We start from the raw sequence: 12,113 nt of genomic DNA on the forward strand, positions 1-12,113 counted from the left end.
AGTATGTTAGGGATGATGTTGAAATAAAGTAAACATTCAGGCAACCGGGATCAAAAAAATCGCACTCGCTTCTGCACGACCAGGCGAGATTGCGTAAGCTTTTAAAACCGCACCCTCTCAGGGTATGCTTGCATAAGTTTGTAAGTTACTCCCCAGCAGGTGTTACAGCATGTTATGTTGTCGTGATTTTAAAAGGACATTTGGGTGGCATTTATGACGCGTTCCGCTTTTTCTCTTCGCGGCCTTATGGCTGGTTCGACTCTGTTACTTCTTGTTTCACCTGCGCTCCAGGCCGCTGAACAGCTCCCCGCTGCGCCGACCCTTGATGCGCGTGCGTGGATATTAATAGATTACGCCAGCGGTAAAGTGCTTGCCGAGAGCAATGCCGATCAGCAGCTTGATCCGGCAAGCTTAACGAAAATTATGACCAGTTACGTGACCGGGCAGGCGCTGAAAGCAGGCAAGATCAAGCTGACCGACATGGTCACCATTGGTAAAGATGCCTGGGCGACTGGCAACCCGGCGCTGCGTGGGTCGTCACTGATGTTCCTGAAACCTGGCGATCAGGTATCGGTTGAGGACCTGAACAAAGGGGTCATCATCCAGTCCGGTAATGACGCCAGCATCGCCATTGCCGATCATGTGGCGGGCAGTCAGGACGCGTTTATCAGCCTGATGAATACCTACGCACAAAAACTTGGTCTGACCAATACCACCTTTAAGACGGTACACGGCCTGGATGCGCCGGGGCAGTTCAGCACTGCGCGCGATATGGCGCTGCTGACCAAAGCGATGATCCACGATGTGCCGGAAGAGTACGCTGTCCACAAAGAGAAAGAGTATACCTTCAATAAAATCCGCCAGCCTAACCGTAATCGGCTGCTGTGGAGCACCAGTATCAATGCCGACGGGGTGAAAACCGGTACTACCGCTGGTGCAGGGTATAACCTCGTCGCGTCTGCAACCCAGGGCGATATGCGCCTGATTTCCGTGGTGCTGGGGACCAAAACGGACCGTATTCGTTTTAATGAATCAGAAAAGCTGCTGAGCTGGGGCTTCCGCTTTTATGAAACCGTCACGCCAATCAAACCAAATGCCGCTTTCGTCAATCAGCGCGTCTGGTTCGGTAATACCAGTGAAGCGAAACTGGGTGCGGGTGAGGCGGGATCGGTCACTATTCCGCGTGGGCAGCTTAAAAACCTCAAAGCCAGCTACAACCTCAATCAGCCGCAGCTTACGGCACCGCTGGCAAAGGGACAGGTGGTAGGTACTATCGACTTCCAGCTTAATAATAAAACCATTGAGCAGCGTCCGCTGATTGTGATGGAAGCGGTGGAAGAGGGCGGGTTCTTCAGCCGCATGTGGGATTACGTGTTAATGAAATTCCACGAGTGGTTTGGCGGCTGGTTCTCCTGATTCAGTAAAGCAGATCGATTGACTGCGCGTTTGCCAGCGCAGTCAGTTCCTCATCCGGGCGACTATCGCTGACGATGGCGTCAAAGCAGGTCAATTCTCCCATCCGTGCCGGACGCACCTTGCCAAATTTACTGTGATCGACCACCAGCACATGATAGCGCGCATGGCGCATCGCCCACTGTTTCACCGGCAGTTCATCAAGGTTAAAACAGGTTGCGCCGTACTGTGGATCGACGCCTGCCGCGGAATAAAAGGCGATATCCGGGCTAAGGTGGCCCAGCGTTTCCTGAAGGGTCAACGGCTTGAAAATAGCGTTGCTGGCGTGAAATTCTCCGCCGCAGAGGATCACCCGGCACAGCGGTTTTTCCTGCAGGGCAAGAAAGGTATTGAGTGAGTAGCAGATGCCGGTAAAGGGAAGGTCATCGCTGATGGCGTCGATAATCCACGGCGTGGTGGTACCGCAGTCAAAAAAGGCCATTTGATGTGGCTTGAGTAAGGTGGCGGCGAGGCGGGCTGCTTTACGCTTTTCCTCAACCAGCCGCGTTTTTTGATCGCTTATCAGATAGTGGCTGGCCCCGCGCGGCTCCAGTACCACATAGCCGCCGAGCAACACCACTGGTCCGTCGTGGCTGTTCAGATCGCGACGAACCGTCATTTCTGATACGTCGAGCAGAGCGGCTGCCTCTTTCAGATGCAGTTTATCGCTGCGTTTCAGCGCATGGATCAGTTTGCCAATCCGTTCGTCGCGTCGCGTTTCCATAAATCCCCGGCAGGTCTGGTTATAAGCCAGCAATATTACCTGCCCGCAGGCGACTAGTCACGCACCCACCCTTTACGGATAGGCACTGAGAAGCAGAGACGATACAACTGCTGTAGCCGCTGATAGAGTGCGTTTCCTGCCATCAGCCAGAGCATCTGCGCGGCCAGACAGCCGGTGATGGCCGCCAGCAACCCGCCCAGCATATCCAGCGGCCAGTGGACACCAAGGTAAACGCGTGACCAGGCGATAGCGCAGGCCATCACCAGCAGCACCACCCCCGACCACCGGCGGTGCCAGAAAAGAAACGCTAGCGCGAAGGTAAAGGCAATCGTGCCATGGTTGCTGGGGAAAGCATTATTCGCTTTGTGCATGAGGAAGTTGTAACCAACACCCGCCGCAAAAGGGCGCTCATGAGGGAACAGCGCCCCGATAAGCCAGGAGACCGTCAGGCTTACGACCATCGCCAGCGTCACTTTAATCACCAGCTTGCGTTGCGCGCAAACCTGCTCGCGCGGCCCCCATAGCCAGAGTGCGATCGCCATCAGCGGTACGATTTTGATCAGGTCATCGGCAACCATACGGGCAAGAGCAAGACTCCATTGCGCAGAATCAGGGGTGGCGTTGATGACGTAAAACAGGGCGTAGTTAATATTTTCCAGCATACATTCCATACTCATGCGTAAGGGGGAGGCTCCAGTACGGCGCTAACCTTAAAAGCCCATCGCGAAGCGGTAAAGCGGTTTTGTCTTAATAGTCTGTCCGTTAGCGGATCGCCGATAAGTATTATGTCAGTAATGTGACAGCGTTCTCTGACTATAATCCGGCAAGATTAAGCGAACCTTAAACCGCCGGGATTTCATATTTAGTTTTCCCGGTTATAATCTCTTCCTTGCTTCTCCACACGTCCGATCATCGGGCGCGTTTTTTTGTCATTTAAGAGACTTCATGCAAAACCGTTTATCTTCCAGCAAGCGCCTGGGCCGTCAGGCATTGCTGTTTCCGCTGTGTCTGGTGCTTTACGAATTTTCTACCTATATCGGCAACGACATGATCCAGCCGGGAATGCTGGCGGTGGTTGAGGAGTATCAGGCCGGTATTGAATGGGTGCCGACGTCGATGACGGCATATATGGCAGGCGGGATGTTTATTCAGTGGCTGCTGGGGCCGTTATCCGACCGTCTGGGCCGTCGTCCGGTGATGCTAACCGGCGTGGTGTGGTTCATCGTGACCTGTCTGGCGACGCTGCTGGCGCAAAACATTGAACAATTTACCGTGCTGCGCTTTCTGCAGGGTATCAGCCTGTGCTTTATCGGCGCAGTAGGCTATGCAGCGATTCAGGAATCCTACGAAGAAGCGGTATGTATTAAGATCACGGCCCTGATGGCAAACGTCGCGTTGATTGCGCCGCTTTTCGGCCCGCTGGCCGGGGCGGCATGGGTGCATGTTGCCCCGTGGGAAACGATGTTTGTTCTTTTCGCGCTGTTGTCGGCCATTGCCTTTTTTGGTTTGCAGCGTGCGATGCCGGAGACTGCCACGCGCCTCGGTGAAAAACTGTCACTGCGTGAGCTGGGCTACGATTATAAGCAGGTGCTGAAAAACCCTTTATTTGTGGCGGGGGCGCTGGCAACCGGGTTTGTCAGTCTGCCGCTACTGGCATGGATCGCCCAGTCTCCGGTCATTATTATCAGCGGTGAACATGCCAGCAGTTATGAATACGGCCTGCTGCAAATTCCCATTTTTAGTGCACTGATTATGGGGAACCTGGTGCTGGCACGGCTGACGTCACGGCGCACCGTGCGTTCGCTGATTATTACGGGCAGTTGGCCGATCGTGGCCGGGCTGCTGCTGTCGGCGGTCGCCACGGTGGTCTCTTCCCATGCTTATCTGTGGATGACCCTCGGGCTAAGCCTGTATGCTTTCGGTATCGGGCTGGCAAACGCCGGGCTGGTGCGTCTGACGCTGTTTGCCAGCGACGTCAGTAAAGGGACCGTCTCCGCCGCGATGGGGATGCTGCAAATGCTGATTTTCACCGTGGGCATTGAGCTAAGCAAGCACGCGTATCTGCTGGGAGGGAACGGGCTATTTAGCCTGTTCAATCTGGCGAGCGGCGTTCTGTACGGTGGGCTGATCATTGCCTTTCTGAAGAACAAAGCGGTGGGGCATTCTCAGTAATCTACGCGATGCGAGTAGCCGGGTGAGGGGAGTATCACCCGGCACGGCATTACTGAAACGGTGCCTTGCGGTCCAGCACGTTATCAATAATCCCCAGTACGCCTTCATCATTATTTAGCGGGGCCTCAAAGCGAGCCACCGCTTTGACCGCTGGCGAAGCGTTAGACATGGCAAAACTGAACCCTGCCTGACGCAGCATTTCAATATCGTTGCCGCTATCGCCAAACGCGACCACTTCACTATCGTCAATGCCCCAGCGCTGCTGCAGGATCCGCAGGCCGTTAGCCTTATGCACGCCGGGGATGATCAGGTCGATACTGCCGTGACCGGTCGTCACGGCGGTCATCATATCACCAAGTGCCAGATGGAGGAGTTCCTGCATTTCCGGCACCAGCGTGTCCGGGATATTCAGCCCAAATTTGAGGAAAGTATCATCAAGATGAGTGAAATCATCCACCTCTTCCAGGCGATGATAATAACGGGCGGCAATCGCTTTAAACCCCTCGTCGTAACGTCTGAGCGTATAGGCGCTATTCTTCCCGCAGGCGATAATTTCAATATTGGTCAGCGTTTGCAAATGCTCAACCACCGCGTCGAAATGGGCTTTCGGCAGATTGCAGTTAAAGATATCTTGCTGAGCATCAACCACCCAGCCGCCGTTTTCGGCGACAAAAGCGATTTCATGCGCAATCTCCGGGAAAAAGGAGATTAACTGGTAGTACTGGTTGCCGCTCGCCACCACAAAGCGGATGCCCTGTTGCTTCATGCGTTGGTACTGGGCCAGGAAACGCTCGCGATTATAAATCTTTGCATCGCTGAGAAAGGTGCCATCCATGTCGACGGCAATAAGTTTAATGCTCATCAATGACTCTCCATAGCAGGGGCCGGTGAAGGTTTAGCGACCGCTTTGGCCACCACGGCAGCGATCAGGACCAGGCTCAGAACCACCATCATAGCGCTACGCAGGCCATAATGCTCGCCGAGGAAGCCGAGCAGCGGCGGACCGACCAGGAACGCCAGATAGCCGGTAATGGCGACCACGCTCACCCGGGTTGGGGCATCCGGGCCGGTATCACTGGCCGCAGAGATGGTCAGCGGGAAGCCCAGCGACGCGCCCAGCCCCCAGAGGATCACCGACATGCCTGCCACCCAGGCGCTGTCGACGAAGATAATCAGCGCAATCCCCAGCGCGCCCATCACCGCACTGGCACGCACGACCGCCACCCGGCTGTAGCGATCGATAAACCAGCCGCCGGTAAAGCGTCCCACCGTCATGCCGAGGGTGAATCCGGCGTACACCAACGAGCCGGAAGTGGGGCTGAACCCGTGGCCGTCGACCATCAACAGCGGCAGCCAGTCATTCGCCGAACCTTCGGCAAACGCCATCGCCAGCACGATCACGCCAATCAGCAACAGCTGGATATCGCGGTAAAACGGTAGCCCTTTTTCCGCCGTGGCGGCCGTTTCCGCGCTGTTTTTGCCGGTACCGTCCGGAATGGCTTTGATGGCAATCGCAATGGGGAGGATGGCGAACAGCGCGGCGAGCAGAATATGGATATTGGCCGAAATTCCAAACGCGGTCAGCATCATACCTACACCCGCACCGGCCAGCGTACCGAAACTATAAAAGCCGTGCATCATCGGCAGCACCGTTTTATTTATCTCCCGCTCGACCGCCGCGCCTTCAACGTTAATGGCAACTTCTGCCGCGCCAAAACTGCCGCCAAAAATGGCCAGTCCAAACGCAAAGCACAGCGCCGAGGAAAGCCACAGCGCACCGCTCAGCACCAGCATACCCAGCACCGCGCAGGACATCGTAGCGCGGATCACTTCACGGGTACCGTAACGTTTGACCAGCCAGGCGGAAGACAAAATACCACTCATTGAACCTACCGAAAGTCCAAACAGCACCACCCCCATCTCAGCGGTTGAAACTGACAAAATATCGCGAATTGCCGGGGTACGTGTTGCCCAGGACGCCATCAACAGGCCGGGAATAAAGAAGAAGGTAAAAAGGGCCCAGGTACGTAATTGCAGGGCTTTACGAGGCGTCATGGCTATGTTTCCCTATGCGCTAAAAATATCACCGCAGACAACACTAGCAACTCCGTGTACATTTGTACATAAACGGGATATGAGGAATTCTAATGGCTCGTCCGCCCAATGATCCGCTACGTCGGGAGAAAATCCTTCAGGCGACGCTGGAAACCATCGCGACTCACGGCATTAATGCGGTGACACATAGAAAAATTGCGCAGTGCGCTGGTGTGCCTCTGGGATCGTTGACCTACTATTTCGCCGGTATTGATGCCCTGCTTGAAGAGGCATTCAGCGGTTTCACCGAAAATATGTCCGTTCAGTATCTGGCTTTTTTTCAGGAGGTACAGAACCGGGAGCAGGCCGCGGAGGCGGTAGCCGAACTGATCTTCAGTGCCCAGATGACCACGGTCAGAAATATGGAACTGATGTATCAGCTTTATGCTTATATGAGCAAAAAACCGGCGTTAAAGGGCATCATGCAAAACTGGATGCGCCGTAGCCAACAAACGCTGGAGTACTGGTTCGAGCCGGTCACTGCCCGCGCGCTGGACGCGTTTATTGAAGGCATGACGCTCCATTTTGTCATTGACCGCCAGCCGTTGACGCGGGATGAAATACGCTGCATGGTGGCAAGAATTGCGGGTGGGGGATGAATTTCAGACAACAAAAAACCCATCAACCTTGAACCAAAACGGCGGGGTTGATGGGCTCCACAAATTGGGGACATCAAAGAAAAGCAGTGGCACTAATTATGACTAGCGCCCAAAGGAAAAGTTCTCCGCGGTTGCAAAAAATTTTCGTTATGCTGCAAACTTCAGTTTTATCCTATGCCGGGCCAGATCACGATAATCAGGGTCCCTGCCAGGGTGAGCAAGACGTTGGCGATAGCATAGGTACCCGCATAGCCCAGCGCAGGAATGTTACTGCGGGCGGTATCGCTGATAATTTCCATGGCAGGTGCACAGGTTCGCGCGCCCATCATGGCACCAAACAACATCGCGCGGTTCATCCGCAACACGTAAGCACCGAACAAAAAGCAGATAACCACGGGGACCAGGCTGACAATCAGTCCGGCGATCAGCATTTGTCCACCCACCGCGCCGAGACCGTGACCGATGCCGCTACCGGCACTTAACCCCACGCCAGCCATAAAGACCATCAGGCCAAATTCTTTGACCATCGTTAGCGCCCCCTGCGGGATGTAGCCGAAGGTGGGATGGTTGGCACGCAGGAAGCCGAGCATGATGCCGGCAAACAGCAGCCCGGCGGCGTTGCCCACGCCAAAGCTGAATGAGCTGAACTGGAAGGTGATCATGCCGATCATCAGGCCGACAATGAAAAACGCGCAGAAAGCCAGCAGGTCGGTAACCTGACTGTGAATAGAAATAAAGCCGATACGGTCAGCGATAGTTTTGACGCGCCTTGCGTCGCCGCTCACCTGTAGGACGTCGCCTTTGTTGAGCACGACGTTATCGTCAATCGGCATTTCGATCTGGCTGCGGATCACCCGGTTCAAAAAGCAGCCGTGATCGGTAAGCTTAAGCTGTGCCAGGCGTCGGCCTACAGCGTTGTGGTTTTTCACCACAATCTCTTCCGTGACGATGCGCATGTCCAGCAAATCGCGGTCAAAGACTTCTTTACCATTACGGAAGCTGGGGTCGAGACGGGCGTGGGCATCGGGGTAGCCCACCAGCGCAATTTCATCGCCCATTTGCAGTACGGCATCGCCGTCCGGGCTTGCCAGAATGCCGTTGCGACGAATACGTTCGATATAGCAGCCTGTCTGGCGATAAATTCCCAGCTCGCGCAGGTTTTTACCGTCGGCCCATTCGACCAGTTCGGGGCCGACACGATAAGCGCGGATCACCGGCAGATACACTTTACGGTTCACGTCAGTATCCAGACCACGCTCACGGGCAATTTGCTGGGCGCTGGTCTGTAAATCCTGATGCTGCAACTTCGGCAGATAGCGCGCGCCGAAAATCAGGCTGACCAGACCGATTAAATAGGTCAGGGCATACCCCAGACTCAGGTTATCAAGCGCCTGAGATAACTGGCTGCCCTGCATACCCGAATGGCGAAGCGTATCCCCGGCCCCCACCAGCACCGGCGTTGAGGTCATTGAACCTGCCAACATACCGGCCGTCAGGCCGATATCCCAGCCGAATAGCCGACCTAACCCCAGGGCGATCAGCAGAGCGCTACCGACCATGACCAGCGCCAGCATTAAGTAATTTTTTCCGTCGCGAAAAAAAATGGAGAAAAAATTGGGTCCGGCTTCCACGCCGACACAAAAAATAAACAGCATAAAACCCAGATTTAAGGCATCTGTGTTAATGCTGAAATGCTGCTGTCCCAGTAATAGTGAGACAACTAAAACGCCAATGGAATTACCGAGTTGTACCGAACCAAGGCGCAATTTTCCCAGGCAAAGGCCCAGCGCCAGAACAACAAATAATAACAGGATGTAATTCCCGTTTAACAATTCTGCGACGTTTATATTCACGGAAGCTAACTTCTTGTTTACGAGTAACTTGTTGAAAGAGAAAGTATTTTGGGCTACTGTTTTGACGCGGATTCATAAGAACAGTAAAAGTAATCCACGTTGTTTATTACAGTAAAACAGGCCGCTAGTTTAATCGTTCCTGAATGTAACGGCTAGTAAGAATCGTATGTGCTCATATGGGCGCTTTTTTGGCAGGGGATGCCGTAATGCTTTATCTGACCAGGTACCAGTAAAGGCTAAAAGTAGGTTCGATAGAGAAAGAGTCAGGAGGATCCTTTGAAGTCAGAGCGGGGTTGGGCCGGCGTTATCTGCTGCTTTTTACTTTTTATTGTGGTGTGTCTTAGTCTGGCAATGAAAATGCACGGTGCGTTTCGTGCGGCAGGTAATCCGGAGCTGGGGCTGTTGTTTTTTATCCTGCCGGGCGCGGTTGCCAGCTTTATGTCAACGCGTCAGCGTGTGTTACGTCCGCTGTTGGGGGCGGTTTTGGCGGCTCCGCTGTGTCTGGTGGTGATGCATCTGTTTTTTGCTACTCACCGTTCATTTTGGCAGGAGCTTGCATGGCTGCTGAGTGCCGTATTCTGGTGCGCGTTGGGGGCATTATGTTTTCTGTTTATCAGTTCACTGCTGGAAGGTAAAGACAAGTAACCGCTTGTCTCTGGCTAACTACTGACGGGAAGTTATACCCTATACTGGTATCGCTCCCCGGCTGTAGCAGCGTGAGGGAGCGATTATCTCTTTTTGCCAGACAGGAAAATGTAATGACGCCGACTATCGATCTTTTGCGCAGCCATCGCTCAATTCGCCATTTCACCGATCGCCCCATCACTGACGAACAGCGTCACGCTATCATTGCCAGCGCTCAGTCGGCCTCCAGCTCCAGTTTTTTGCAGTGTAGCTCCATTGTACGCATTACTGACCGTCAGATGCGCGAATCGCTGGTAACGTTGACCGGCGGACAGAAACATGTCGCCGAAGCCGCGGAGTTCTGGGTTTTTTGCGCCGATTTTAATCGCAATTTGCAAATTTGCCCCGATGCGCAGCTCGGGCTTGCCGAACAACTCTTGTTAGGCGCGGTGGATACGGCGATGCTCGGGCAAAATGCGATGACGGCGGCGGAGTCGCTGGGATTGGGTGGGGTATATATTGGTGGGATCCGTAACAGCATTGAGGCCGTGACAGAACTGCTCCAGTTGCCGAAATACGTGCTGCCGCTGTTCGGATTATGCCTCGGCTGGCCTGCGGACGATCCAGATGTCAAACCGCGCATGCCGGAAGCGATGCTGATTCATGAAAACCACTATCAGCCGCTGGATGCACGGGTACTGGCGCAGTACGATGACGAACTGGCGAATTACTATTTACATCGTGACAGCAACACCCGCCGCGATACATGGAGCGATCATATTCGCCGCACCATCATTAAAGAAAGCCGCCCCTTTATCCTGGATTATTTGCATAAGCAGGGATGGGCAACGCGCTAAGAATCGGTATTATACGCCGGATCTTCAGGTTCTCTCAGAGAGGTAAAGGGTGAAAATTGCCATTTTGTCCCGGGACGGAACGCTCTATTCCTGCAAACGTCTGCGCGAGGCCGCGATGCAGCGCGGCCATATCGTTGATATTCTCGATCCACTTTCCTGCTATATGAATATCAACCCCTCGGTCTCCTCCATTCACTATAAAGGCCGCCAGTTGCCGCATTATGATGCGGTGATCCCTCGCATTGGGTCAGCGATTACCTTTTACGGTACGGCGGCCCTGCGGCAGTTTGAATTACTCGGTAGCTACCCGCTGAATGAATCTGTCGCGATCTCCCGTGCACGGGACAAGCTACGCTCCATGCAGCTTCTGGCGCGTAAAGGCATCGATTTGCCGCTCACCGGGATGGCACATTCGCCGGATGACACCAGCGATCTTATCGAGATGGTGGGGGGCGCACCGCTGGTCGTGAAGCTGGTGGAAGGCACGCAGGGCATCGGTGTGGTGCTGGCGGAGACGCGGCAGGCAGCGGAAAGCGTCATCGATGCGTTTAGGGGCCTGAACGCGCACATCCTGGTTCAGGAATATATCGCGGAAGCGAAAGGGCGCGATATCCGTTGTCTGGTGGTGGGCGATAAAGTGGTCGCGGCGATTGAGCGTTGTGCAAAAGAGGGCGATTTTCGCTCGAATTTGCACCGGGGCGGTGTCGCAAGGATCGCCACCATCAGCGAGCGCGAAAGGGAGATCGCCATTACTGCCGCGCAAACGCTGGGTCTTGATGTGGCTGGCGTGGATATCCTGCGGGCTACTCGTGGGCCGCTGGTGATGGAGGTCAACGCCTCACCCGGTCTGGAAGGCATTGAGAAAACCACCGGTATCGACATTGCGGCCCGCATGATCCAGTGGATTGAATACCAGGCAACGCCAGAGTTCTGCCTTAAAATCGGCGGATAACGCATTTTCACAGCGCATCATGGTATGCGCGGCGCTTTTTGCGTAAGCTATGGCGCTGATATTTTATTTCATGAGGTCGTGCGCACTATGGATTCACTCGTCGTTCCGGGTCTGGACACGCTACGTCAATGGCTCGACGAACTGGGAATTAACTTTTTCGAGTGTGATACCTGCCAGGCGTTGCACCTCCCGCACATGCAGAATTTCAACGGCATCTTTGATGCCAAAGTTGATATTATCGACAATATCATCCTGTTCTCAGCGCTGGCGGAAGTGAAGCCTTCCGCGCTGCTGCCGCTGGCCTGCGACCTGTCGGCCATCAATGCCAGTTCGCTGACCGTAAAAGCGTTCCTGGATATTCAGGATGATAATCTGCCCAAGCTGGTGGTGTGCCACTCGCTCTCTGCCGCCGTCGGCGTGACCAAAGAGCAGTTCGCCTGGTTCCTGAGCCACAGTGAAGAGCAGATCTCAATGGTGATCCTCGAGGCGGGCGCAAACCAGCTTCTCTTTACGGGTGAAGAAACGGAAGAGACGCCTCCGGAGGATATCCAGTACCATTTTCTTCACTGATCCTTTCTCTGAATAGCGCAGTCGCTACCAGCGCGGCTGCGTATTACCTTCTTTTATTCTGCTTTTAACCTCCTTTTAAAGAATTATTCACCTCGCTTTACGATGTTTTGCCTTATCCCATAGACAAAAACTGCATAAAAAATTGATAAACGGCGTTTTTTAATCTGGGCTATAGCCTCGCACTCTGGCTAAAGTTATTCTTGCCGGGCTTAAAAC

Annotated in this window: 12 protein-coding genes; 7 read left to right on the forward strand and 5 right to left on the reverse strand. The window is 54.1% G+C overall.

Annotated features, from left to right (window positions below):
- The first annotated feature begins 213 nt into the window (after nt 1–213).
- A complete protein-coding gene (gene dacC, locus ACMGGS_RS14835) occupies nt 214–1,416 on the forward strand; it encodes a serine-type D-Ala-D-Ala carboxypeptidase (RefSeq protein ID WP_176920745.1) in 1,203 nt (400 codons plus the stop codon).
- A 1-nt stretch (nt 1,417) separates the two neighbouring features.
- On the opposite strand, the gene deoR is transcribed toward dacC, so the two are convergent.
- On the reverse strand, nt 1,418–2,176 hold the full coding sequence (gene deoR, locus ACMGGS_RS14840; RefSeq protein ID WP_414163261.1) for a DNA-binding transcriptional repressor DeoR: 759 nt from the start codon (nt 2,174–2,176) through the stop codon (nt 1,418–1,420).
- A gap of 53 nt (nt 2,177–2,229) precedes the next feature.
- Complete coding sequence (gene ybjG / locus ACMGGS_RS14845) at nt 2,230–2,838, reverse strand: undecaprenyl-diphosphate phosphatase (protein ID WP_414166285.1); 609 nt, start codon at nt 2,836–2,838, stop codon at nt 2,230–2,232.
- A 283-nt stretch (nt 2,839–3,121) separates the two neighbouring features.
- Here ybjG and ACMGGS_RS14850 point away from each other — a divergent pair, with 283 nt between their 5' ends.
- Nucleotides 3,122–4,348 (forward strand): MFS transporter, encoded by a 1,227-nt coding sequence (locus ACMGGS_RS14850; protein WP_414163262.1) that lies wholly within the window; start codon nt 3,122–3,124, stop codon nt 4,346–4,348.
- 49 nt (nt 4,349–4,397) lie between these two features.
- On the opposite strand, the gene ACMGGS_RS14855 is transcribed toward ACMGGS_RS14850, so the two are convergent.
- Both ACMGGS_RS14855 and ACMGGS_RS14860 read right to left on the reverse strand, forming a co-directional pair.
- The gene (locus ACMGGS_RS14855; RefSeq protein WP_414163263.1) at nt 4,398–5,210 is read right to left on the reverse strand and encodes a Cof-type HAD-IIB family hydrolase; all 813 of its coding nucleotides are present in this window, start codon (nt 5,208–5,210) and stop codon (nt 4,398–4,400) included.
- Nucleotides 5,210–6,403 (reverse strand): MFS transporter, encoded by a 1,194-nt coding sequence (locus ACMGGS_RS14860; protein ID WP_414163264.1) that lies wholly within the window; start codon nt 6,401–6,403, stop codon nt 5,210–5,212. Before ACMGGS_RS14860 ends, ACMGGS_RS14855 begins: the two co-directional genes overlap by 1 nt.
- Before the next feature lie 92 nt (nt 6,404–6,495).
- Here ACMGGS_RS14860 and ACMGGS_RS14865 point away from each other — a divergent pair, with 92 nt between their 5' ends.
- On the forward strand, nt 6,496–7,041 hold the full coding sequence (locus tag ACMGGS_RS14865; RefSeq protein ID WP_414163265.1) for a TetR/AcrR family transcriptional regulator: 546 nt from the start codon (nt 6,496–6,498) through the stop codon (nt 7,039–7,041).
- Nucleotides 7,042–7,208: 167 nt separating this feature from the next.
- On the opposite strand, the gene ACMGGS_RS14870 is transcribed toward ACMGGS_RS14865, so the two are convergent.
- Nucleotides 7,209–8,894, reverse strand: a complete 1,686-nt coding sequence (locus tag ACMGGS_RS14870) for an aspartate:alanine antiporter (protein WP_176920590.1) — start codon at nt 8,892–8,894, stop codon at nt 7,209–7,211.
- Nucleotides 8,895–9,170: 276 nt separating this feature from the next.
- Between ACMGGS_RS14870 and ACMGGS_RS14875 the strand changes: the two genes are divergently transcribed.
- From ACMGGS_RS14875 to ACMGGS_RS14890, 4 genes are all read left to right on the forward strand, one after another.
- Nucleotides 9,171–9,539, forward strand: coding sequence for an inner membrane protein YbjM (locus ACMGGS_RS14875; RefSeq protein ID WP_414163266.1), 369 nt, complete (start codon nt 9,171–9,173; stop codon nt 9,537–9,539).
- A 113-nt stretch (nt 9,540–9,652) separates the two neighbouring features.
- Nucleotides 9,653–10,375, forward strand: a complete 723-nt coding sequence (nfsA, locus tag ACMGGS_RS14880; RefSeq protein WP_414163267.1) for an oxygen-insensitive NADPH nitroreductase — start codon at nt 9,653–9,655, stop codon at nt 10,373–10,375.
- Between the two features lie 49 nt (nt 10,376–10,424).
- A complete protein-coding gene (gene rimK, locus ACMGGS_RS14885) occupies nt 10,425–11,327 on the forward strand; it encodes a 30S ribosomal protein S6--L-glutamate ligase (RefSeq protein WP_414163268.1) in 903 nt (300 codons plus the stop codon).
- 87 nt (nt 11,328–11,414) lie between these two features.
- Nucleotides 11,415–11,897: a YbjN domain-containing protein gene (locus ACMGGS_RS14890; RefSeq protein ID WP_414163269.1), complete on the forward strand. Its 483-nt coding sequence runs from the start codon at nt 11,415–11,417 to the stop codon at nt 11,895–11,897.
- The last annotated feature ends 216 nt before the right edge of the window (nt 11,898–12,113 follow it).

The sequence above is a fragment of the Superficieibacter sp. BNK-5 genome, from assembly GCF_047456055.1.
In the GTDB taxonomy this organism is placed as follows: Bacteria; Pseudomonadota; Gammaproteobacteria; order Enterobacterales; family Enterobacteriaceae; genus Superficieibacter.